This is a genomic window from Pseudoalteromonas sp. R86517, from assembly GCF_042466295.1.
Classification (GTDB): domain Bacteria; phylum Pseudomonadota; class Gammaproteobacteria; order Enterobacterales; family Alteromonadaceae; genus Pseudoalteromonas; species Pseudoalteromonas atlantica.
The window spans coordinates 3,147,821-3,169,019 of record NZ_JAXHCB010000001.1 but is presented as its reverse complement, the minus strand read 5'-3'; the positions used below and the strand labels follow the sequence as shown (position 1 = coordinate 3,169,019).

Annotated in this window: 22 protein-coding genes; 9 read left to right on the top strand and 13 right to left on the bottom strand. The window is 41.7% G+C overall.

The features are described from left to right. The first annotated feature begins 18 nt into the window (after window positions 1-18). The gene (locus SJY38_RS14330) at window positions 19-426 is read left to right on the top strand and encodes a GNAT family N-acetyltransferase (RefSeq protein ID WP_024032077.1); all 408 of its coding nucleotides are present in this window, start codon (window positions 19-21) and stop codon (window positions 424-426) included. 15 nt (window positions 427-441) lie between these two features. On the opposite strand, the gene SJY38_RS14325 is transcribed toward SJY38_RS14330, so the two are convergent. The 9 genes from SJY38_RS14325 to SJY38_RS14285 all read right to left on the bottom strand — a co-directional run bounded on the left by SJY38_RS14325 (window position 442) and on the right by SJY38_RS14285 (window position 7,894). Next, on the bottom strand, window positions 442-798 hold the full coding sequence (locus SJY38_RS14325; protein WP_029773753.1) for a HopJ type III effector protein: 357 nt from the start codon (window positions 796-798) through the stop codon (window positions 442-444). A gap of 37 nt (window positions 799-835) precedes the next feature. Then, window positions 836-2,137 carry a hypothetical protein gene (locus SJY38_RS14320; RefSeq protein ID WP_286745009.1) on the bottom strand — a complete coding sequence of 434 codons (1,302 nt, stop codon included), beginning with the start codon at window positions 2,135-2,137 and terminating at the stop codon, window positions 836-838. A 24-nt stretch (window positions 2,138-2,161) separates the two neighbouring features. Next, complete coding sequence (locus SJY38_RS14315; protein ID WP_286745007.1) at window positions 2,162-3,262, bottom strand: retroviral-like aspartic protease family protein; 1,101 nt, start codon at window positions 3,260-3,262, stop codon at window positions 2,162-2,164. Window positions 3,263-3,286: 24 nt separating this feature from the next. After that, on the bottom strand, window positions 3,287-3,994 hold the full coding sequence (locus SJY38_RS14310; protein ID WP_004588983.1) for an HAD-IA family hydrolase: 708 nt from the start codon (window positions 3,992-3,994) through the stop codon (window positions 3,287-3,289). Between the two features lie 10 nt (window positions 3,995-4,004). Continuing rightward, the gene (locus tag SJY38_RS14305; RefSeq protein WP_004588982.1) at window positions 4,005-4,949 is read right to left on the bottom strand and encodes a tyrosine recombinase XerC; all 945 of its coding nucleotides are present in this window, start codon (window positions 4,947-4,949) and stop codon (window positions 4,005-4,007) included. Continuing rightward, window positions 4,946-5,557, bottom strand: a complete 612-nt coding sequence (locus SJY38_RS14300) for a DUF484 family protein (protein WP_024032071.1) — start codon at window positions 5,555-5,557, stop codon at window positions 4,946-4,948. Before SJY38_RS14300 ends, SJY38_RS14305 begins: the two co-directional genes overlap by 4 nt. Continuing rightward, the gene (gene dapF, locus SJY38_RS14295) at window positions 5,554-6,384 is read right to left on the bottom strand and encodes a diaminopimelate epimerase (RefSeq protein ID WP_004588980.1); all 831 of its coding nucleotides are present in this window, start codon (window positions 6,382-6,384) and stop codon (window positions 5,554-5,556) included. The genes SJY38_RS14300 and dapF overlap by 4 nt, the downstream gene beginning before the upstream one ends. Window positions 6,385-6,448: 64 nt before the next feature. Further along, the gene (gene lysA, locus SJY38_RS14290) at window positions 6,449-7,702 is read right to left on the bottom strand and encodes a diaminopimelate decarboxylase (RefSeq protein WP_138611371.1); all 1,254 of its coding nucleotides are present in this window, start codon (window positions 7,700-7,702) and stop codon (window positions 6,449-6,451) included. After that, the gene (locus tag SJY38_RS14285; protein ID WP_004588978.1) at window positions 7,703-7,894 is read right to left on the bottom strand and encodes a lipoprotein; all 192 of its coding nucleotides are present in this window, start codon (window positions 7,892-7,894) and stop codon (window positions 7,703-7,705) included. It lies immediately after the preceding gene. Window positions 7,895-8,042: 148 nt separating this feature from the next. On the opposite strand from SJY38_RS14285, the gene cyaY reads away from it, so the two are divergent. The 8 genes from cyaY (at window position 8,043) to add (ending at window position 17,766) form a co-directional block, all read left to right on the top strand. Then, a complete protein-coding gene (gene cyaY / locus SJY38_RS14280; protein WP_004588977.1) occupies window positions 8,043-8,366 on the top strand; it encodes an iron donor protein CyaY in 324 nt (107 codons plus the stop codon). Beyond that, the gene (locus SJY38_RS14275; RefSeq protein ID WP_138611372.1) at window positions 8,363-9,019 is read left to right on the top strand and encodes an alpha/beta hydrolase; all 657 of its coding nucleotides are present in this window, start codon (window positions 8,363-8,365) and stop codon (window positions 9,017-9,019) included. The genes cyaY and SJY38_RS14275 overlap by 4 nt, the downstream gene beginning before the upstream one ends. A gap of 21 nt (window positions 9,020-9,040) precedes the next feature. Beyond that, complete coding sequence (locus SJY38_RS14270; RefSeq protein WP_138611373.1) at window positions 9,041-9,976, top strand: DUF2914 domain-containing protein; 936 nt, start codon at window positions 9,041-9,043, stop codon at window positions 9,974-9,976. A gap of 35 nt (window positions 9,977-10,011) precedes the next feature. After that, window positions 10,012-10,950, top strand: a complete 939-nt coding sequence (hemC, locus tag SJY38_RS14265; protein ID WP_138611374.1) for a hydroxymethylbilane synthase — start codon at window positions 10,012-10,014, stop codon at window positions 10,948-10,950. Next, window positions 10,951-12,783: a uroporphyrinogen-III synthase gene (locus SJY38_RS14260; protein WP_286744997.1), complete on the top strand. Its 1,833-nt coding sequence runs from the start codon at window positions 10,951-10,953 to the stop codon at window positions 12,781-12,783. Further along, complete coding sequence (locus tag SJY38_RS14255; protein WP_024032065.1) at window positions 12,780-13,889, top strand: heme biosynthesis HemY N-terminal domain-containing protein; 1,110 nt, start codon at window positions 12,780-12,782, stop codon at window positions 13,887-13,889. The genes SJY38_RS14260 and SJY38_RS14255 overlap by 4 nt, the downstream gene beginning before the upstream one ends. A gap of 46 nt (window positions 13,890-13,935) precedes the next feature. Further along, on the top strand, window positions 13,936-16,626 hold the full coding sequence (locus tag SJY38_RS14250) for a CHASE domain-containing protein (RefSeq protein WP_273587984.1): 2,691 nt from the start codon (window positions 13,936-13,938) through the stop codon (window positions 16,624-16,626). Window positions 16,627-16,764: 138 nt separating this feature from the next. After that, window positions 16,765-17,766 carry an adenosine deaminase gene (gene add / locus SJY38_RS14245; protein ID WP_055019972.1) on the top strand — a complete coding sequence of 334 codons (1,002 nt, stop codon included), beginning with the start codon at window positions 16,765-16,767 and terminating at the stop codon, window positions 17,764-17,766. 45 nt (window positions 17,767-17,811) lie between these two features. On the opposite strand, the gene SJY38_RS14240 is transcribed toward add, so the two are convergent. From SJY38_RS14240 to SJY38_RS14225, 4 genes are all read right to left on the bottom strand, one after another. Then, window positions 17,812-18,228, bottom strand: a complete 417-nt coding sequence (locus tag SJY38_RS14240; RefSeq protein WP_004588969.1) for a CBS domain-containing protein — start codon at window positions 18,226-18,228, stop codon at window positions 17,812-17,814. Between the two features lie 162 nt (window positions 18,229-18,390). Next, window positions 18,391-19,104, bottom strand: coding sequence for an NAD(P)H-flavin reductase (gene fre, locus SJY38_RS14235; protein ID WP_273607460.1), 714 nt, complete (start codon window positions 19,102-19,104; stop codon window positions 18,391-18,393). Between the two features lie 103 nt (window positions 19,105-19,207). Then, window positions 19,208-20,674 (bottom strand): 4-hydroxy-3-polyprenylbenzoate decarboxylase, encoded by a 1,467-nt coding sequence (ubiD, locus tag SJY38_RS14230; protein ID WP_286744992.1) that lies wholly within the window; start codon window positions 20,672-20,674, stop codon window positions 19,208-19,210. Between the two features lie 136 nt (window positions 20,675-20,810). Beyond that, on the bottom strand, window positions 20,811-21,104 hold the full coding sequence (locus SJY38_RS14225; protein ID WP_024032060.1) for an MliC family protein: 294 nt from the start codon (window positions 21,102-21,104) through the stop codon (window positions 20,811-20,813). Window positions 21,105-21,199 lie beyond the last annotated feature (95 nt).

Below are 21,199 nucleotides of genomic sequence, written 5' to 3'. Positions count from 1 at the left end.
CTTCTTTAAGGGCGGTACATGTATCAATTAAAAGCAGATAATACCGATGCGTTAAACTCAGCGCTTCGCACTAAAATAGTTGAATTTAACGCACAGCACTTTGATGCGCAAAGAGTGCCATTAGGCTATAAATTTGTTGATGAGCAAGGTGAGCTTGTTGCAGGTATTAGTGGGTGTGTGTTTGGAAATTGGCTGATGATTAGTTGGCTTTGGTGTAGCGATGTAGCGCGAGGTCAAGGGCTTGCAGATAAGTTACTAACGGCACTTGAACAATCAGCTGCTGAACTAGGTGCAACGACCGCTCAGCTCGATACGCTTGATTTTCAGGCCAAGCCTTTTTATGAAAAGCGCGGATACGTGGTTAAGTATCAGCTTAACAACTATCCGCGATCTGGTACGCGTTACTTTATGGAAAAAACGCTTTAATTTAGCAGCTTAGTGTTATTTCTCTTTTAGTGGCTCACCATCAAAGCTCAGGCCTAAAAATGGAGTCGCTTCTGGCGCTAACATAAACGTGCGAATGTTCATGTGATCATCGCCTTTAGGGTTTTGTAGTACGTCTTCGCGGTAAAACTTACCAAAGCAATCCAATGTATTTTGCTTGCTTAAATCGTTTAATTTAGCAAATGCAAAAATTTTACATGAGCCGTTGTTCTCGCTTGCAGAGCTAAGTAAGCCGTGGTTATTAAATCCACACGCGGTAAAATCGTAATTAGCTTCTATTACCGCCATGGTATCGCTAAATTGTATGCTTTTAGGGTTGTCTGCAAGTTGCTGTAAAAAATCGTTTAATAACATGTTTGTCCTTTTCTAACAGAAGATTCAAAGAGAAAAATTAATAGTCGTTGCTTGTAAGCTCTGCACTTAAAAGCTTTCCGTCATAAATATAAAAATAACCATCCCAGTGTTGAGAAGTAAATTCTGCTGAGTCAAAGAACTCGTCGTAATCGCCTAACTTAGCAAGGCTTGCAACAGGGTCGTTGTATTTTACGCCTGATAAGTTCCACTGTGTACTTTGGTTAATATAGCCAGCTAATGCAGCGAGCTTAATTTTAGCGGTTGAAAAGGGCTCCACAAGCTTTAATTTAGAAATGTAGCCGTTGCCTTCATATATAAACTCATAACAAGGAGTAATGATTATATTGTCATGATTTTCATTAACTACTTTAAGCGTTTTACTATTTTTGTGTTTTTTTAAGTATTCATCGGCCAATATTGTGCCGTTATAGCATTGAGTGTTGCTCTTTATATGTTCAACTAATTCACCGTGCGATATACCAACAACTCTTTGCTCTGACTTGTTAATAGATACTTTATAAGATGCGGTTTCCACTTCATCAAAACTGTTTTTTAATTTATTAATTGCTGGTTGGGTTAAATCTGTATCTAAGAAAATAGCCTGATCTGTACCGGTGCTTATTTGTAATTTTTCATTTGCCAAAGAAAGCTCATTATTTATCACCATAGGTAGTAGCGTTTCATGGAACTGATAACCTATAAATACATTGTTTTTAAAGTGAAAAGCATGATTTCTTCCATATACAAGTATTGCGTTATTGTTATCGCTTAGCGATAAACTAGCAAGTCCGAGAGACGCTAATACCTGCTCATAGCTACTGCCAAATTGGAGTCCAAAAAAGTTAGTGGGGGTGATGAGGGGGTTGTTAAATTGAGTAAACTTAGGGGAACTGTTTATGTCTAAAGTGACATCAATTGCATTCCCCTCAATGGTATTTGAGAGGCTGTGCTTGTGCACTCCAGAAATAAATAGCTCGCTAGTCATAGCGACTTGTTGATTGCAGTTTTTTGAGGGGGTGAGCTTAATAAGGTAATGTAATTTTTTTTGGGCTCTGCTTATTGTAGGAGTTTCAGCAGAGTGGCTGCTATTTGTAGTAAAGCGTTCCTCTACATATAGTTGCTCATGCTGTTGATTGTACTGTTCGCTATACTTATTCAGCGCTTTTTGTCTAAGGTTTTGTCTTTTTCTTTGATGGTTATCTAAATCTCTCAGTGTAGCGCTAAGGCTTATTTCTATTTCGGGTGAAATAGCCTCACAACTTTTGTCTTTTACAAAATAATTTGTTGCCTGAGCAGTACATTGCCAAAAACAAAGTAGTGTAAATAGTAGAGTACGCATAAACTTCCTTTTATTATTTTTTGTTTATTTAGCACTCAACTCTAACTCATCTGTTTGTTGATTTATATTAAATTTATATCTAGATAAAAAGTTCATTCCTAACAAACCTTGGCCGCGGGTGTTTTCAATACTGAGCACTTCAAAACCGTAAATAGTTTGCACCCCTACTTTAAACGACTCAATTTGGTAGCGTTTTACTCTAATTTGCCCATTCGCCGTGTTTACGGTTACATCGCCTAAATACAGTGGTCGGGGTGAAAGTTGGTTAAGCACGTCACTCGAAAGAGAAGTAATACTTGCGCCGGTATCTATCATTAGCTCTGTTTTAATTGAGCTATTTAGCTCGGTGCTAATTAAGTAATGTGCGCCGTAGGGGGTAAGTGCAATAAAGTCATCTTGCGATTGAGCTTTCTCTATCATTGCGTGTAAGGCTGTTACTTCGGCTTGTAGTGGGTGATTTGGTGGCATGCGCTCAATAGTTGTTAAGGCGCTAATAAAGTCCTCTAGTTGATAATAAGCATGAGCGAGTGCGTATAAAAAATGGCTATTGTCGTTTTGATAGTCCAGCCAAATTTGAGTTTGTTCACTAATTGTTTGCCAATTTTGCTGCTCACTCAAACTATGCAGTTCGTTAGTCGTTAAATGCACAAGGCGCCTATCTACAGGACCTTGTTGGTGCTTATTTAATAATGGGTAGAGCTCAAATAGCGCAATAATTGCGTTTTGCCGCTGCCCGCTTTTTACTAGGTAATCTACGTGTAAAGTGAGTAACTCGGTATTGTAAGGGTCTTTATTTAAAAGTGCATTTAACAATGACTGGCTAAGCGGTAGGTTTGTGTTTAGCCATTGCTTTAGTTGTGCTACCCACGAAGCGTATAAAGTATGTGCTTTTTTTGGAGCGCTTAGATTTAGTTGCTGATACGTATTTACAGCATCATCAAATTTGTGTTGTGTAAATTGCTGTTGAGCTTGGCTGAGCAGGTTACTTTTTGGCGCTTTGATGCTCTTGCCGCTGTGGATTTTGTGTGTGCCAACTACAGGCTGTTTTTGTGGCCACAATAAGTAAGCGTTTAGGCCAAGTGAGCCTATTAATAGCAAGGTAATTAGCTTGGTATAATGGCTCATTGCAACCTCTTCGTTCTATTTAGGCTATTTGATAAAGTGCGCTAAGGCATGAATATTCGCAATTTCAACATCGGCAAGGCCTTTGTAGTGATAAGCCGCGCCTTGGTCGTTTAACCAAACCGATTGGCAGCCTGCATTATTAGCGCCTTGTACGTCGGTATCTAGGCTATCGCCAATATGTAAAATTTCACTTTTAGCCACGTTTAAGTGCGCGGCGGCTTTATCAAACAGTGTACCGTGGGGTTTGGCTTTACCGTGCATACCAGCTTGCAATACTAGCGCAAATTTATCGCGTAAGTTAAAGCGCTCAATTTCAACATTGCCATTGGTTATTGCAACCAGCGTAAAGTGCTGGGCTAAGTTATCTAGCAGCTTTAGTACGTCGTCAGTTACCACTATTTTACTGCGCGCATCGGCAAAAGCGTTATAGGCAGCATCGGCATGATGCTCTACCTCTTGCTCATTTAAATCTAGCTTTGAAAGAGCTAAGCGAAGCGTATGTTGGCGCCATTTAGTTACATTATCAGCAAGCTCTGGTAACTGTAATACAGCCTCGTTGCGGCATTGTTGCCAGTATTTTGGGCCTTGTTGTAAGTAGCTGGGTAGCGCGTTTAAATAATCTTGCTGGGCTTTAACCGCGGCTTTTATTATGGGGTGGTTGTTATACAGGGTGTCGTCTAAGTCAAAGCTCATAACTGAAAAAGGGCGAGGAGCACGATTAAATCGGATCATAATTACATTCCTAATCGGTTTGTTTTTTAGCGCGCGGATGCGTGTTGTCGTACACTTTTGCTAAATGCTGAAAATCTAAATGCGTATATACTTGCGTAGCCGATAAACTACTGTGCCCTAATAATTCTTGCACAGCGCGTAAATCGCCAGATGATTCTAAAATATGAGAGGCAAACGAGTGGCGAAGTTTATGCGGGTGCACTTGTGAGCTAATGCCTTGTTTTATTCCCCACTCTTGCATGCGTAAGCGAACTTGGCGAACCGAAATACGATTTTTTTTACTGCTTAAAAACACCGCCATTTCGTCAGGCTTTGCAAATTGCCCTCGTATGTTGAGCCAATTTTTTAACGCTGTGAGCGCTTTGCGACCCACGGGAATGAGGCGCTCTTTGTTACCTTTACCTTTGACTAATATTTCGCCGCTTGCGGCGTTTATATCGCGTAAGTTGGTGCCAACTAACTCGCTAATGCGCAGTCCTGATGAGTACATAAGCTCCATCATAGCTTTGTCTCGTATGGCTAATGGGTCGTCATCGTTAATCTCTAGTAGGCTTGCCATCTGATCTACATCGAGATTTTTAGGTAAAGGCTTAGAAAATTTAGGCCCTTTAATGCCTTGTGCCGGGTTATGATAATGCGCGTGCTGAGCGATGTTTTTGGCTTTTAAAAATTTATACAAACTACGAATGCAGCTTAATTTTAAACTAATAGTGCGCCCACTTAATTGCTTTGAACGAAGCGCCATGCTGTAGCGGCGAATATGCTCGCCTTGTACGCCAAACCAGTCATCACATAATTTACTAAAATACAGGGCAGCAAAGTTTAGTTGGCTAACATACTGATTTACAGTGTGCTCTGAGTACTGTCTTTCGTACTTTAAATAGTCACTAAATAAATGAATGGGTGTACGCCAATGCTCACTTAATTGCTCAGTGTTAGGCGTCTCGTCGCTCATGCCAATTCCAACAGCCTAAGTTGCAATGCATGAACAAAATCAAGCACGAATAGGTTATCTTGTGCGGGTTCAAAATGGTTTTCATCATGGCTGCCAAAGGCCAATATAGCGACGGGTTTTTCAGCGCAACCAATAAGATAAATAGCAGATGATTGCGTGTTTTCGCAAAATAATAGCTCACGCTCTTGCTGATTAACGCGTCCTAAGTAGTGCCCAAATTGGCTAAGGCGGTGCTCAATAAGCCCATCTAAAGTGTTGTTGTATTTAACCAACCTACACTCGCTAATGTGTGGGCTGGTACAAATAATATTGCGCAAATTTGCGGCAAGCGTATTAAAGTCGTAGTTTGTCCACAGTTGGCGGTGGCATTGGCTAAACAAGCGATACACTAGCTCATTTTGCGTAGCGTGTTCGCTCATACTGTGTATTTGATTTTTTAACTGAGTATTGTGCTCGCGCAATTGGCGCTGTTGTATGTGCACAAGCGAGGTGGCGCCTTGCGTTTTGTGATGTAACTCAAGTTGTGCAAGCAGCTCTGGCTGCTCTATTAAAAAATCAGGGTGGCGCGCTAAATACTCAGCGACTTGCTCTTTTGTTAGCTCGCTCATAAGGCAACTTGCCCATCAAATACATGCTCGGCTGGGCCGGTCATGCGGACAGGGTGGCCTTCGCCGCTCCAACGTACTTGTAATGTGCCGCCGGGTAAATCAACTTGTACCGTGGTGTTAAGTTTGCTTTGAATGTGGCCAATTACCATTGCTGCGCAGGCACCCGTGCCACACGCTAGGGTTTCACTAACGCCGCGTTCCCACACTCTAAGTTTAATATGATCTTGCGATACCACTTGCATAAAGCCAATATTGGCACGATTTGGAAAACGTTCGTGGTTTTCAAGCAGCGGACCAAGCACCTCAACTTGTGCGGTAGCTATATCGTCAACTTCTAACACGCAATGCGGGTTACCCATAGACACAGCGCCACTAAATACAGTGTGCTCTTGAGCTCTTATTATATAAGTTAGTTCTCGCTTGCTGGCTTTAAGCGGGATTTTAGCAGGCTCAAAATTAGGATGGCCCATGTTTACCGTCACTTGCCCGTCTTTTTCTATGTATAGCGTGAGGTTGCCCGACTTAGTCGAGACACTAATTTTGTGCTTGTTAGTTAAGCCTTTCATGCGGACAAAGCGGGCAAAACAGCGTGCGCCATTTCCGCATTGTTCTACTTCATTGCCATCGGCATTAAATATACGGTAATGGAAGTCGAGATCAGGGGAGTAAGGGGCTTCAACCATAAGTAATTGGTCAAAGCCAATACCAAAGTGGCGATCAGCCAGTTTTTTGATTTGATCGCGAGACAAAAATACATTTTGTGTAATGTTATCAATTACAACAAAGTCGTTGCCTAAGCCGTGCATTTTGGAAAAATTAACTAACATAGCGCTCTAATTCGGGTTTGCTCTGCGCTAATCATGCCACAGAGCAGCGCCTTAACAAAAACGTTTATGGTAAAATTTTCTCACCTTGATAAAGGCTCTCGATGGTTTCGCGTTGGCGAATAAGGTGGTGTTGCTCACCATCTACCATTATTTCGGCCACGCGTGGGCGAGAGTTGTAGTTTGAACTCATTGTAAAACCATAGGCACCAGCACTTCGCTGCGCCAATAAGTCGCCTTGTTTAAGGGCTAGTTCGCGGTCTTTTCCTAAAAAGTCGCCGGTTTCGCACACTGGGCCCACAATATCAAAGTTATGTGTTGGGGTGTCGTCATCGCGCACCGATACAGGAATGATTTTTTGCCATGCCTGATAAAGCGAAGGGCGAAGCATGTCGTTCATACCCGCATCGACAATGGCAAAAAATTTATCTTGGTTTTGCTTAATAAATTCAACCTGTGTAACTAAAATTCCAGCATTAGCGGCTATAGCGCGCCCTGGCTCAAAAATAAGTTCAAGGTGTTTGTAATTGGCTAAGCGTTCGGTAACTTGCGCAGCATATTCACTTGGGTGGGGTGGCTGTTCATCATTGTAAGGAACGCCTAATCCGCCGCCAATATCTAAATGAGTAAGCTCAATACCATTTGCTTTAAGCTCATCTATTAATGCCATTAGCTTATCAAGCGCTTCTAAAAAAGGTTTAACCTCTGTTAATTGCGAGCCTATGTGGCAATCTACGCCGGTTACTTTTAGACCTGGTAAAGATGCCGCATGCTGATAAACGCTCACAGCCGTTTGAATATCGATACCAAACTTGTTTTCTTTTAAACCGGTAGAAATATACGGGTGTGTTTTAGCATCTATATCAGGGTTTACACGAATAGAAATAGGGGCTTCTAAATTTAACTCGCACGCTACCTCAGAAATACGCTCAAGCTCTGAGGCCGATTCAACGTTAAAACATTTAATGCCTAACTTTAGTGCATAAGCAATTTCGTCGGCGGTTTTAGCCACTCCTGAAAACACCACTTTACTGGCATCACCGCCAGCTTTTATCACACGCGCCAGCTCACCTTTAGACACTATGTCAAACCCTGAGCCTAAACGCGCTAATATATTTAATACTGCAATATTAGAATTGGCTTTAACTGCGTAGCACACCAAGCTTTTATGATTGTTAGTGGCATTTGCAAAGGCTAAATAATGGCGCTCAAAAGTAGCACGCGAGTACACATAACACGGCGTACCATAGTGCTGAGCAATTGTGGCAATGCTGACATCTTCGGCAAATAATTGATTGTTTTGATAGTTAAAATAATCCATTTATTGCTCCTGCACTTGCTCTGTGTTGGTTTTTTTTACGGGCGTTGGCTGTGCTGTATTAGGGGGTGTGTTTTGCTCAGCCTGTTGCTCTGGTAAATACAAAGGCCCGCTTTGGCCGCAGCCAGCTAATGCACTTAGCAGTAAAGTACTTATATATAGTCGTTTTAATTGTAAGGTATGTGTCGCTTTCATTAGATTAATACGGTTGCTGGCTTTATAATCGCAGAGTAACAGAATATCTAAAAAATGCAGCTATTCGCGGATGATTTTATTCCTGTTACACTAGCTGTATATAAACCGTACCCAATATTAGGCAGCTCGCCTGCAAAGGAAAATTACAATGACTGAACACGAATATCACCAATTAGCCGAAGCTCTTATGTTCACAATTGAAGAGCAAGTTGATGATTGCGAAGCAGATTTAGATTACGAATCGGCAGAGGGTATTTTAGAAATAATTTTCCCTGATAAAAGTAAAATTGTAATTAACAAACAAGCGCCTTTGCATCAAGTGTGGGTTGCGACTAAATTTAATGGCCACCATTTTGAAATGCGTGACGGCCAGTGGATTGATAACCGCTCTGGCGCAGAGTTTTGGGAGTTTATGAACCAAGCGTCTACTCGCCAAGCTGGCCAAGAAATTAAGTGGCAATCAAGCTTATGAGTTTAGAGTTTGCACAATATCCAGCGCAAGGTGAGCACAAAGCCACTGTTATTTGGTTACATGGTTTAGGCGACTCGGGCGATGGCTTTGCACCGGTTGCACCGCAACTTAACTTACCCAGTGAGCTTGGTATACGATTTATTTTTCCGCATGCGCCTATTCAACCGGTCACCATAAATGGTGGCATGGAAATGCGCTCGTGGTACGACATTAAATCTATAGAATTAGACAAACGTGCCGATGAACAAGGCGTGAGAGATTCAGCCGAAAAAGTGCAAGCCCTGATCAATCAAGAAATTGAAAATGGTATACCTGCCGATAAAATTATTTTGGCGGGCTTTTCGCAAGGGGGCGTGGTGTCTTTACATTTAGCGCCGCGATTTGAGCACAAACTTGCAGGTGTTATGGCGCTGTCTACTTATATGTGCGTGCCTGAAAAGCTAGCGCAAGAAGCAAAGCATACTGATTTAAATGTATTTATGGCTCATGGTAGCCAAGATAATGTAGTGCCGCATAGCGCGGGTAGAAGTGCGTTTGAAGTATTAACAGCACAGAACATGGATGTAAGCTGGCAAGAATACCCTATGGCTCATCAGGTTTGCGCAGAAGAACTGCAAGCTATTCGCCAATGGTTAATTGCCCGTTTAAGCTAATTTGGAGCCGCTGAGGTCAATATGAGTCAAAAAATAGTTATTAAAGCAAATGTAAAACGCGAACCACAAAATAGTGTACCTAATGTAAGCTACGAGTGGCATTGGCGTCGTATTGCGAGTGTTTCTATGTTGGTAGCAATGACCTCGGCAGCGGTTGTGTATGGCTTAACTAGCTCAGTAAATGCCGAGCAGGGCGAGCAACCTAATGAGCAATCGCCGTATTCACCTTTAAGCGACAACACAGCAGATAATGTTGAGCCCACGGTGAGTGTAAATGACGAGCAAGCGCGCCCAAATGAGCTTACAAATGATATAGCAGATGTTGCGCCAGCTGTGCTTGAAGGTGAAAGCGTTAATAATACTTCGTTAGCGCAAAGCAATAATGAGCAAACGAATAGAGAGCCAATTGCTAACGTTCAAAGCAATCAAGTTTCTGTTATTGAGCAATCAGATACTGAACTCGCTGAGCCTATCGCTAATCAGCCGCTTAATAGTACGCAGTTAAGCGCATCACCCAGTGAACTGCTTCCAGATATTGAAAACGACGACGGCTCGCTAACTAGCAGTGAAGGTTTTTCATCTAATGCGCACATTGCCAGTGTTGCGTTAGGCGCACAAATTGATACAGGTAAAATTAGCCGTGCAGTGCTTACTCGCAAAGTAAGTAAGCGCGAGCCCACTAATGTATTTGCTGCAGATATTCGCTTAAATCAGTTTGAAGAGGCGCTTTCGTTTTTTAGTGAGCTTAAAAACCTACAAGGCCAACAAGTAAAGCATGTATGGTCTTATGAGGGTGAAACCATGGCTGAGATTTCACTTAATGTTACCTCGCCGCGCTACAGAACGTACTCAACCAAAAATATTATGAATACACAAACAGGCCATTGGCGTGTAGATGTTGTTGATGAGCAAGGTAATTTAATTGCTCAAAAAGAATTTAGAATTTTAGCTAATTAAGCTTGGCTATTAGCTGTAACTATTTGGATACCCCTATGACAGAAAAAACAAAGTTAGTACGCATTGCAACCCGTAAAAGTGCTTTAGCGCTTTGGCAGGCTGAATTTGTAAAAGCACAGCTTGAGCATTTTCATACTGATGTGCGCGTAGAATTAGTCCCTATGTCTACTCAAGGGGATATTATTTTAGATACACCGCTTGCTAAAATTGGTGGTAAAGGCTTGTTTGTTAAAGAGCTTGAGCAAGCAATGTTAGATGGCCGCGCGGATATAGCAGTGCATTCAATGAAAGATGTACCCGTAGAATTTCCAGAAGGCTTAGCACTGCACACAATTTGTGAGCGTGAAGACCCGCGCGACGCGTTTGTATCAAATAATTTTGCCAATTTAAGCGAATTACCACAAGGCGCTGTAGTCGGTACTTCTAGCCTTCGTCGTCAGTGCCAAATTAGAGCTTTGCGCCCTGATTTAGTCATTAAAGACTTACGTGGTAATGTTAATACTCGTTTAGCTAAGCTAGATGATGGCCAGTACGATGCGATTATTTTAGCTGCAGCCGGACTGCTACGTTTAAAAATGGACGAGCGTATTGCTGATTATATTGAGCCTGAGGTATCTCTACCTGCTAACGGCCAAGGTGCTGTCGGCATTGAATGTCGTATTGACGATGAAGTAACAAAAGCCTTACTGGCCCCACTTGAGCATACCCAAACACGTATTCGTGTAAATGCAGAGCGTGCTATGAATCGTCATTTAGAAGGTGGCTGCCAAGTACCAATTGGTGCCTACGCATTAGTTGATGGCGAGCAAGTGCATTTACGCGGCCTCGTGGGCGCAGTAGATGGTAGTGAAATTTTACATGACGAAGTAACCGGTCATATAAATGATGCAGAAGCTATCGGTGTGCAGCTTGCTAAAAAGTTATTAGCGCAAGGCGCCGACAAAATATTAGCAGAAGTATATAGAGACGCATAAATGACACATATCCTGATAACTCGGCCCGAAGGAAAAGGCGCAGCCCTTGCTCAGCAACTTGAGCAAGCGGGTTATCAGGCGTCATTATTTCCTGTTTTAAAAATATCCTACCTTACGCCTTCTACTACCGAGCTAAGCCCGTTAATTAATGCCGATAAAATTATTTTTATCTCTCAAGATGCCGTTACTGCCCTTGCGCAATTAAAGCCAACAATAAATACCAAAGCACAATTTTACGCAGTAGGGCAGCAAACTGCAGATACTATTTACGCGTTATTTGGCGTGCGAGCAGCAGTGCCTAAACTACATGATTCTGAAGGGTTATTGGCGCTAAACTCGTTAGCTGAGGTTGATGGTAGCAATATTGTATTAGTAAAAGGCCAAGCGGGGCGCCCAGATATTGCCAAAACCTTAAAGGCGCGTGGGGCATTTTTAAATAACTGTGTGGTATACAAGCGCGAGCCAATAAGCGCTGTAAAAACCAACTGGACAGACCACTGGCAAAGCCTGAAAGTACAAGGTATAGTCATAACCAGTAATGCAGCAGTTGATGCAATATTTAATAACCTGACTGAACAACAGTTACAGTGGTTACAACAGTGCCGATTTTATGTTGCTAGCGAGCGTATAGCCGCTTATTTACAACAGCAACAGGTAAGCTCGGCTAATATACACATTGCCGCAGGGGCAAGCGATACCGCTATGTTTTCCTGCATAAAACAGCAAGGTAGCAAGATGAGCGAACAGTCAAAGCCAGTAACGGCAGATAACACACCAACCACTAAGGCAGCGGCCTCTGCACAAAAAAAAGAGGCAGCTAAAGCACACAGTAAACCACATAACGATAAGCAAAAAATAAGTAAATTAGCGGTATTAGCGCTGATCATTTCGCTTATTGTTGCCTGTGGTGTGGGGTATGAGTTTTACCAAAAACTCAATGCAGGTAAAGCCCAAAATGTAGCTGTTAATGAACTAAAAGAAGAAAACGCGTTATTGTCACAAGAGTTACAGGCGCTCAAGTCTGCGCAATCTAATCTTCAGCAAGCATTGTTCAATAGTGAGCAAAAAGTGGCAGCTGCGCTTAATGAAAGTGCAGAGAGTAACCAGCAACAATTAAAAGCAGCATTGCAACAAGCTCAGCAGCAAGGCGCTTCACTAAACCCGCAAGAAGTAACCAGCTTACAACGTATGGCTGAGTTTAAACTGTGGGCTGAAAAAGATTACCAAGGTGCCAGCGCTGTACTTAAACGCTTAGATGCCTTATTGAGTGAACACCCAGGTACTGTTGCAGTTCGCCAAGCAATAACACAAGACATTCAAACACTAGATAGCTTAAAACCTATCCCAACAGAAGCCATTTACTTAAAGCTTAATAGCGTGTTATCAAACATAGATAACCTTGCATTTAATGCCGTTAACATACCGCAAGAAGCAACAGAAATTGAAAAAAATGCCTTGAGTGAAGATGTAAGCGATTGGCAGCAAAACCTAAGTAATAGCTGGAATAAGCTAGTTGATAGCTTTATTACTATTCGCCAGCACGAAGGGGTTGCTATAGAGCCACTGCTAACCGATCAGGAGCGCCACTTAATTAATCAACGTATTAAATTAAATGTGACGCAAGCTCAAGATGCATTAATGAGCAAACAAGCGAGCATTTATTTTAGTGCCATAAGTGAGGCAAAGCGTCTTGTTAATGAGTACTTTAAACAAGATGACGAGACGACAAAAGTGGTTATAAATGCACTAACTAGCCTAGAAAAAGAGCCATTAAACTTTAACCCTGAAGTAAACCTACAAAGTACGCAGCAGGTTAAGGAGTGGGCGCAATGATAGGGCTTATAGTATTAATTGTTGCGATTGTTTTAGTTTTAGCGATTACGCCATTTGTACTGGATGAAAAAGGCTATGTGCTGATCTCGTTTAACAACACCACGATTGAAGGCACGATTGTATCGTTTTGTATTATGGCGGTAATTAGTGCAACAATTTTGTTTTTAACTTACAAATTAGTGCGCTATTTATTGTCGATTTATCATAATACTAAACATGGATTTTTTGCGCGTAGCGAAGAGCGAAAGCAAGCAGCTATAGAGCAAGCCTTATGGAGTGCGATAAACGATGATTACGAGCTTGTTGAGCAAACGTTATCAGGTAATAGTGTACCCAGTAAGTTTGAAGATATACGCTTAGCGCTATTAGCAAAAGCAGCGCTTGCTAATAACCAAACCGACAAAGCTCTAGAGCGTTTATTTGAAATTAGCCCAGAGCAGCAACTTAACGTTGCTAAACTTTGGATAGCCAGTGGCGATAGCAGCGCAATAGAATCACAAATGCGTGCTAACAGCGATTCAAAAAAAGCGACACCACTTGAGCTTAAGCTATACGCCGAAATACTTGTACAGCAACAGCACTTTAGTGCACTTGAAGACTTTTTACCGCGTTTACTTCGTAAAAAAGTCCTTAACGATGCGCAGTGGACACAGCTGTTTAATGCCTATTTTAATGCACAAGCTAGCGATAAAATCACTGAAAAATATAAACAACTTCCTAAAAAGCTACAAGCTCATGCTAATACAGCTTACTTAATGCAAATGGCTAAAGTGGGTCAGTTAAGTGCGATTGAAAGTGACTTAATTAAAATGGTGAAGCACGACGAGCAACATGCTCAGCTGGCTAATATATTAAGTAACGCCACCTCGGCAGAGGCTGTAAAGCTTCAAAGTAGTATTCAAGAGCGCCTGAAAAAAGATGATGCAAACAACGCATTATTACTCTCGCTTGCGTGTTTAGCTAATGCCCAAGGCGATTATGAGTTAGCCGCAAAGGTTTTTGATAAAGCCTTGAATATCGAAAACAAAAAGCAATTTGCTCAGCAAGCAGCGCTTAGCTATAAAAATACCGCACAAGCCGATAAAGCACTCGTTTTGTATCAATAAAGGCTACACTTATACTTTTGCAGCTTTGATATTCGGGAGCATTGGGTTGAAACACTTTTTCATTGTCACTGTAAGTTTAGCGTGCGCTTACTTTTTTACCGGATATTTCAGTAATTTACTATTAGCGATAGATGGCTACGCAGTGGCTGTGTGGCCGCCTTCGGGGATTGCGCTTGCTGGCTTTTTAATTTGGGGCAGAAAGAGCTTACTAGGTATTGTTTTAGGGGCTTTTTTTACTAACCTCATTCATTTAGAAAGCGCCTCAGCGATATTTCAGTTAAGTGTATTTATGCATGCTGCGGCTGTTACCTTTGCTGCTACTTTACAAGCATGGGTAGGTAGCCAATTGGTCACGAAAGTGATTAAAGCACCACTCGACTTATCTTCTTTAAAACACTGTATTCAAAGCCTCGTTGTTGCCGGCCCATTGTGCTGTGTTATAGCTGCAGGTGTAGGCACCAGCTTATTAATTTTTAATGGCGTTATTGTGTCTCAAGCCGGTTGGGATACGTTTATAGCGTGGTGGATAGGCGACAGTATTGGGGTGCTTGTTTTTACTCCGCTTATGCTGGCGGCATTTAATTATTCACAGGTAAATTATCGCCTACAAGTTATACTGCCCTCACTGTTAATTTATATGGTTATAAGTATTAGCTTTTATGGCGCGGCCAGTGTAAAAAAAGAAAAAAACATTCAAAAAGAAGAGCTGAAAATATTAGCCACTCAAGATGCTATCAACAATAAAATTAACGAAATAACCGCACACCTCGCCTTACTGGCGACCTTTTTTTCTAGTAGTGACGATGTGAGCTTTACTGAATTTAAGCAATTTACTTCTAAGCAGCTTAGTTACAGCGAAGAAATTTTAGCATTTGAGTGGGTGCCCTACTTACCAAGTGAAAACCTAGCTCAGTATATAGAGGCTAATAACAACACAGAGCTGGCTAAATATAGCTTAAAAGAAAGAGCAAAAGATGGCAGTTGGCAGGCCGTACCCCCACGAGATTTTTACTACCCCGTACAATACGCACATCCTTTGTCGGGAAATGAAGACGTAATTGGCTTTGATCTTGCCTCAAATGAGGTAAGGCGATCTGCATTAATAAAAGCAAAAGTGTTAAATGAGTTGGTGATCAGTGAGCCAATAAATTTAGTGCAAAACGAAGCTGAGCGCGGCGTGTTGTTTTTTCATCCGGTGTTTGGCAACAATATTACCGAAGACGATTTTAAAGGTTTTGTGGTAGCCGTTGTTAGTTTAGAAAGACTATCTAACGCGGTGTTATTTGATCAAAACAACGGCGTTGCAGTGAGCTTTACAGACACCACGACAGAGAATAATGCACAGCCTATTTTTATTGCCGATCATCAACAGCTATTGCCGTTAAAAGACTATAAGTTATTGGTAGGTAAGCGGGTGTGGCAGGTGGAGCTGCATCAGCCAATGCAGCGAGAGTCGTGGTTAGTTTACTGGCTTGCGCAAATAGCCGGCATGTTATTTGTTTGGCTGCTTATTACCTTTTTAATATCGGTAACGGGTACCAATATTCGTATACGTGAGCAGGTAGCAAAACAAACTAAAATTTTACGCTTAGAAAAGCAAAAGGCCGATGAAGCCAATGAAATAAAAAGCCAGTTTTTAGCAAATATGAGCCACGAAGTTCGCACGCCTATTAATGGTATTAAAGGGCTGCATTATTTAGCCCTACAGCAAAACGATTGGCAGCAAGCTCGCAGTTATATTGAACAAGCGGATGGGGCACTGGGCGTATTGCTAAGAGTATTAAATGATGTGCTCGATTTTTCTAAAATGGAAGCAGGCAAACTTGATTTAATTCAAGAGCCAATTGATGTAGGCACACTCAGTGAAGAAGTGGCCAATTTACTGCAGTTTGATATAGAAGCAAAGTCGCTAGAATTTATGCTTGATTACGATAAATCAAGTAACTTGGTTATTAACACCGACCCAATACGCTTAAAACAAGTTTTGCTAAACCTAATCAATAATGCCATTAAGTTTACAGCCAAAGGCAGCATCACGCTTAAAGTGTGGCAATCTAAAAAAATGACTTACTTTAGCGTTAACGATACCGGTATTGGTATTAGTAAAGAGGCACAAAAACAGCTCTTTAAACCGTTTGCACAAGCAGATAGCTCTACCTCGCGTCAATATGGCGGCACGGGCTTGGGTTTAAGTATATGCAAAAAGCTTGTAGAGTTGATGGGTGGAGAAATTGATTTAATAAGCCACGAAGGGCACGGTTCTACGTTTACCTTTAGCTTACCAATTTATTCGCCGCTACCAAAGGCTGAGCAAATAAAGCAACAATATGATGAGATAGATGTTAGTACGCTTTCTTTTGCAGATTATAAATTATTACTTGTTGAAGATAACCCATTAAATCAGCACGTCGCGAGCGCTATTTTAAAAACCAAAGGGTGCGTTGCTGATATTGCTAATGATGGTTTTGAGGCGATTGAAAAGCTGACAGAGCATACCTACGACATTGTGCTTATGGATATACAAATGCCAAAAATGGATGGCCTTGAAGCCACGCGAGTTATTCGTAATGAACTTGGTTTGTTTGACCTACCTATTATTGGCTTATCTGCTAATGCCCACGATGACGATGTTAAAAAAGCAGTTGCCAGCGGTATGGATAATTATATTACTAAACCCATTGAAGCAAATACCTTATTTAAAACACTCTGGCATCACTTAGCTCATCAAAATAAGTGAATAAAAACCTAATTTTGTTCACTTTTTGAGTAAAAAGCAGACATATGACCGCTAATATTTACTTTAACTGCTCTACACTTGAAAAATAACTGTACCTGCGTATCATGCGCGCAATTTTAACCTAACCGAGTCGCTATTATGATAAATAAAAAATTACCTCTGCTAGATATTCATCGTCATTTAGATGGCAATGTACGTGCGCAAACCATACTAGAGCTTGGTCGACAGTTTAATATTACGCTACCTGCTGATAACGTAGAGGCGCTTATCCCTCACGTGCAAGTTATTGATCCTGAGCCTGATTTAATGGCATTTTTGCAAAAGCTCGACTGGGGGGTAACGGTACTGGGCGACTACGACGCCTGTAGACGCATTGCAGTTGAAAACATAGAAGATGCTCAAGCGCAGGGACTTGATTATGTAGAGCTTCGCTTTAGCCCGTATTATATGGCACAAAGCCAAGGTTTACACCCGCAAGGGGTGGTTGAGGCCGTGGTTGATGGTATTAAATCGGCTACTCAAGGCGCAAATATTAAAGCAAACTTAATTGGTATTATGTCGCGTACTTACGGTGTTAAAACTTGCCAGCAGGAGCTTGACGCATTACTTGCCTTTAAAAATGATTTAGTGGCGATTGATTTAGCCGGAGATGAAATTGGTTTTCCGGGAGAGCTTTTTGTCGAACAATTTAAGCAAGTAAGAGACGCTTACCTAGCCGCTACCATTCATGCCGGTGAAGCGCTGGGCGCAGCGAGTATTTGGCAAGCCATTAATGAATTAGGTGCAAGCCGTATAGGCCATGGGGTAAAAGCAATTGAAGACCCTAAACTAATGGACTACCTGCGCGATAACCGCATTGGTATTGAGTCGTGCTTAACCAGTAATATTCAAACCAGTACCGTAAACGATTTAGCTAAACACCCCCTTAAACAGTTTTTAGATCACGGTATTTTAGCGTGTATAAATACCGACGATCCGGCTGTAGAGGGCATTGAAATTGAGCATGAATATTTAGTGGCTGCGCCAAAGGCGGGTTTAACACAAGCCGATATGCATAAGGCACAAGCTAATGCCTTAGAGATTGCATTTTTAAGCGACAGCGATAAAAACGCATTAACTGCGCTTGCTGCAGCACGTTAAATACGCTTAATACAAAAAATGCCGCTTATTAGCGGCATTTTTATGTTAGCTTACTTTTGTTTGGCAGCTCACGTAATTATCAAACAGTGCTTTTAATACATCGCTTCGGCCAATTAGCCCTATCACGGTATCACCCTCAACAACGGGGTAGTTTTTTGGCTTTCCTGTTTTCATTTGCTCTGCAAGCTCGATAATGTTGGTATCGGCATTAACGGTTACAACCTCGGTTTGCATAAGCTGCGAAACTTTTACAACGCCATCGCAAAAATAGCTGCTTCGCATTAATGGTTTTAACAGCTCTTGCTCAGATATAAAGCCAACCAGCGATTTATTGTCATCAAATACTGGTGCACCTAATAAGTTAAACTTTTGCAGCTCACTAATGGCGGTGGTCATTTCGGTATTTGGGGTAATGTGTGGCAACTTACGTTGCATAAAATCTTTTACTTTTGTATTTAACATTTGGGTCTCTCCCGCTGATGTTCTATACAAAGTATGGTTTATAGATAGGAATTTAGGAAATTGTTTATACTGATTAAAGTAATAGGTTATACCAATTAATAGCTTAAATTTGATAGAAATAACAAAGGCGCCATGGGGCGCCTTTGTATTATAAATAAAAATTTATTTTATAAACGCGAATGCATCGGCGTACATGTTTTCGCGAACAGCGCCGTGAGCAATAAAGTCATCCCGGACAATGCCAATCATGTCAAAGCGACCAGCCATATAAATGTCGTAAGGTTCTAACGACACAATATCTTGCATGACTGCTTTGTGTACAAACCCGGTGTGGCCTTGCCAATTAGCAGATGGGTTTTCTACAACAGGAATAAATTCAAAGTGCTCGTTACTCTCTGCCCATGCTTGCATTTCGCTGTGAGCATACAATGCAGACTCTTCTTTAACACCCCAGTAAAATAATACCGGGCGGTCGCAGTTAATTTCAGCTAAGTGATCAGCCATTGATTTTGCATAAGAAAAACCAGTGCCGCCAGCCAATAAAATAATAGGGCGCTCGCATTGAAGGCGTAGTTGCGATACACCAAGGCCGGCTTCTATATCTACCGGTGTATTATTTTGATGCGCATTACGCAAATGCTCAAGCGATTGCATTGCGTATGAATCGGCTTTAGATGCGCCAATATGAAGCTCTATTTCATCACATTGCGATGGACGACTTGCAATCGAAAATGCGCGCTTGTCTTTTTCGCCAAGTACAAGTTGCATGTATTGGCCAGCTTCAAACGTAACAGGTTGTTGAGGCTTTAAAATTACTTTATGAACAAATTCTGTAAGTGGGCTGATGGCAACAACTTCAGCTTTTAATGTTTGCATTTTTTACCTTTTAGCAGCGTTTACGCAGATATGCAGTTAAGTGGAGCAATATTAACATATCTGCGGGGTTATTTTATAGCCTGTTTATATTCACTAAGCGTGCTTAAAGTATATCGAGGCTTTGCCAAATTTCGTCAACACGATCTTTTGTCGCTTTATCCATGACAATTGGCTCGCCCCATTCGCGGTCGGTTTCACCTGGCCACTTATTTGTTGCATCCATGCCCATTTTTGAGCCAAGCCCAGATACTGGCGATGCAAAATCGAGGTAATCTATTGGCGTGTTTTCAATTAATGTGGTGTCGCGCGCAGGGTCCATACGGGTAGTGATGGCCCAAATAACATCGTTCCAGTCACGGGCATTTACATCATCATCGCAAACAATAACAAACTTAGTGTACATAAACTGACGTAAAAACGACCATACGCCCATCATGACGCGCTTAGCATGGCCTGGGTATTGTTTTTTCATGGTTACCACGGCCATACGGTAAGAGCAGCCTTCGGGTGGCAAATAAAAGTCGACGATTTCTGGAAATTGCTTTTGCAATATAGGCACAAACACTTCGTTTAATGCCACACCTAAAATAGCTGGCTCATCAGGTGGACGGCCGGTAAATGTACTGTGGTAAATTGGGTTTTTACGGTGTGTTAAATGGGTCACTGTCATCACAGGAAAGTCATCAACTTCATTGTAATAACCAGTGTGATCGCCATATGGCCCCTCGGGAGCCATTTCGCCAGGCATAATGTAGCCTTCAAGTACTATTTCGGCACTGGCAGGGACCTGTAAGTCATTTGAAATTGACTTAACCACTTCTGTTTTACTACCACGCAGTAACCCAGCAAAGGCATATTCGCTTAACGTGTCTGGCACAGGTGTCACCGCACCTAAAATAGTGGCAGGATCAGCCCCTAATGCAACCGAAACCGGGTAAGGCTCGCCAGGGTTTTCTTTACACCATTCTTGAAAATCGAGTGCGCCACCGCGATGCGATAACCAACGCATAATTATTTTATTTTTACCTAATAGCTGCTGGCGGTAAATACCCAAATTTTGGCGCTTTTTATAAGGCCCTTTGGTAACGGTTAAACCCCAAGTAATAAGGGGAGCGGCATCTCCAGGCCAACAATGCTGTATTGGTAACTTAGTTAAATCTACCTCGTCACCTTCTAGAACAACTTGTTGGCACGGTGCTTTTTTAACTTCTTTAGCCGGCATATTGAGTACTTGTTTAAATACCGGAATTTGCCCTAGTGCTTCTTTAATCCCTTTTGGTGGCTCGGGCTCTTTTAAAAAAGCGAGTAGCGTGCCAACTTCACGCAGCTCGCTTACATCTTCTTGGCCCATGCCCATAGCAACGCGTTTAGGTGTACCAAATAAGTTTGCAAGCACAGGCATACTGTGACCTTTTGGGTTTTCGAACAATAATGCGGGGCCTTTAGCACGTAATGTACGGTCGGCTATTTCGGTCATTTCAAGATACGGGTCGATTTCTTGAGTAATTCGTTTAAGTTCGCCTTTTTTTTCAAGCAAATCGATAAAATCACGTAAATCTTTATATTTCATGGTAGGCCGCTACTAAGCAAAAAGTGAAAGTATTATACCCAACTAAACAACAAATGCATGTGCAGTTGTTTAGCGTAAAAACAGGCTATTTATTACGATGAGAAAAAAGAAAAAGTTTAAATCGCGAACGACAAAATTATAAGGCGTCGGCTTGTTGAAGTTGGCAATGGTATTTATTACCTGAAACAATCAGCATGGCTTCATCGGCTTTAGACCAAAATAGCACTCGCTCATTAATATACTTTACCCCTGATGCGCTCGGCTCTTTATTAAGCGTATATGTTTGCTCATTTAAAGTAAGTGTTGCCCCCGCTCCTTGGTGGGCTAATTCTACTACGCGCTCGTTGCATAAGTAGTGGGTACTTTTAGACTCATTACTACAGGCTGATAAAACCAGCATGCTTGTAAAAATAACCACCAATGCTTTCATTAATATCCCCTAAGTAAGTTTGCCATTGATAAAAATCAGTGCGTTTAATCAGCATAACAAAGCAAAATTAACCGTTGGTGAAAATTACGGATTAC

What these genes read in the sequence shown, in the direction of transcription:
- SJY38_RS14330 (WP_024032077.1), top strand. Translation starts at nt 19, where the DNA reads ATGTATCAATTAAAAGCAGATAATACCGATGCGTTAAACTCAGCGCTT.
- SJY38_RS14325 (WP_029773753.1), bottom strand. Translation starts at nt 798, where the DNA reads ATGTTATTAAACGATTTTTTACAGCAACTTGCAGACAACCCTAAAAGC.
- SJY38_RS14320 (WP_286745009.1), bottom strand. Translation starts at nt 2,137, where the DNA reads ATGCGTACTCTACTATTTACACTACTTTGTTTTTGGCAATGTACTGCT.
- SJY38_RS14315 (WP_286745007.1), bottom strand. Translation starts at nt 3,262, where the DNA reads ATGAGCCATTATACCAAGCTAATTACCTTGCTATTAATAGGCTCACTT.
- SJY38_RS14310 (WP_004588983.1), bottom strand. Translation starts at nt 3,994, where the DNA reads ATGATCCGATTTAATCGTGCTCCTCGCCCTTTTTCAGTTATGAGCTTT.
- SJY38_RS14305 (WP_004588982.1), bottom strand. Translation starts at nt 4,949, where the DNA reads ATGAGCGACGAGACGCCTAACACTGAGCAATTAAGTGAGCATTGGCGT.
- SJY38_RS14300 (WP_024032071.1), bottom strand. Translation starts at nt 5,557, where the DNA reads ATGAGCGAGCTAACAAAAGAGCAAGTCGCTGAGTATTTAGCGCGCCAC.
- dapF (WP_004588980.1), bottom strand. Translation starts at nt 6,384, where the DNA reads ATGTTAGTTAATTTTTCCAAAATGCACGGCTTAGGCAACGACTTTGTT.
- lysA (WP_138611371.1), bottom strand. Translation starts at nt 7,702, where the DNA reads ATGGATTATTTTAACTATCAAAACAATCAATTATTTGCCGAAGATGTC.
- SJY38_RS14285 (WP_004588978.1), bottom strand. Translation starts at nt 7,894, where the DNA reads ATGAAAGCGACACATACCTTACAATTAAAACGACTATATATAAGTACT.
- cyaY (WP_004588977.1), top strand. Translation starts at nt 8,043, where the DNA reads ATGACTGAACACGAATATCACCAATTAGCCGAAGCTCTTATGTTCACA.
- SJY38_RS14275 (WP_138611372.1), top strand. Translation starts at nt 8,363, where the DNA reads ATGAGTTTAGAGTTTGCACAATATCCAGCGCAAGGTGAGCACAAAGCC.
- SJY38_RS14270 (WP_138611373.1), top strand. Translation starts at nt 9,041, where the DNA reads ATGAGTCAAAAAATAGTTATTAAAGCAAATGTAAAACGCGAACCACAA.
- hemC (WP_138611374.1), top strand. Translation starts at nt 10,012, where the DNA reads ATGACAGAAAAAACAAAGTTAGTACGCATTGCAACCCGTAAAAGTGCT.
- SJY38_RS14260 (WP_286744997.1), top strand. Translation starts at nt 10,951, where the DNA reads ATGACACATATCCTGATAACTCGGCCCGAAGGAAAAGGCGCAGCCCTT.
- SJY38_RS14255 (WP_024032065.1), top strand. Translation starts at nt 12,780, where the DNA reads ATGATAGGGCTTATAGTATTAATTGTTGCGATTGTTTTAGTTTTAGCG.
- add (WP_055019972.1), top strand. Translation starts at nt 16,765, where the DNA reads ATGATAAATAAAAAATTACCTCTGCTAGATATTCATCGTCATTTAGAT.
- SJY38_RS14240 (WP_004588969.1), bottom strand. Translation starts at nt 18,228, where the DNA reads ATGTTAAATACAAAAGTAAAAGATTTTATGCAACGTAAGTTGCCACAC.
- fre (WP_273607460.1), bottom strand. Translation starts at nt 19,104, where the DNA reads ATGCAAACATTAAAAGCTGAAGTTGTTGCCATCAGCCCACTTACAGAA.
- ubiD (WP_286744992.1), bottom strand. Translation starts at nt 20,674, where the DNA reads ATGAAATATAAAGATTTACGTGATTTTATCGATTTGCTTGAAAAAAAA.
- SJY38_RS14225 (WP_024032060.1), bottom strand. Translation starts at nt 21,104, where the DNA reads ATGAAAGCATTGGTGGTTATTTTTACAAGCATGCTGGTTTTATCAGCC.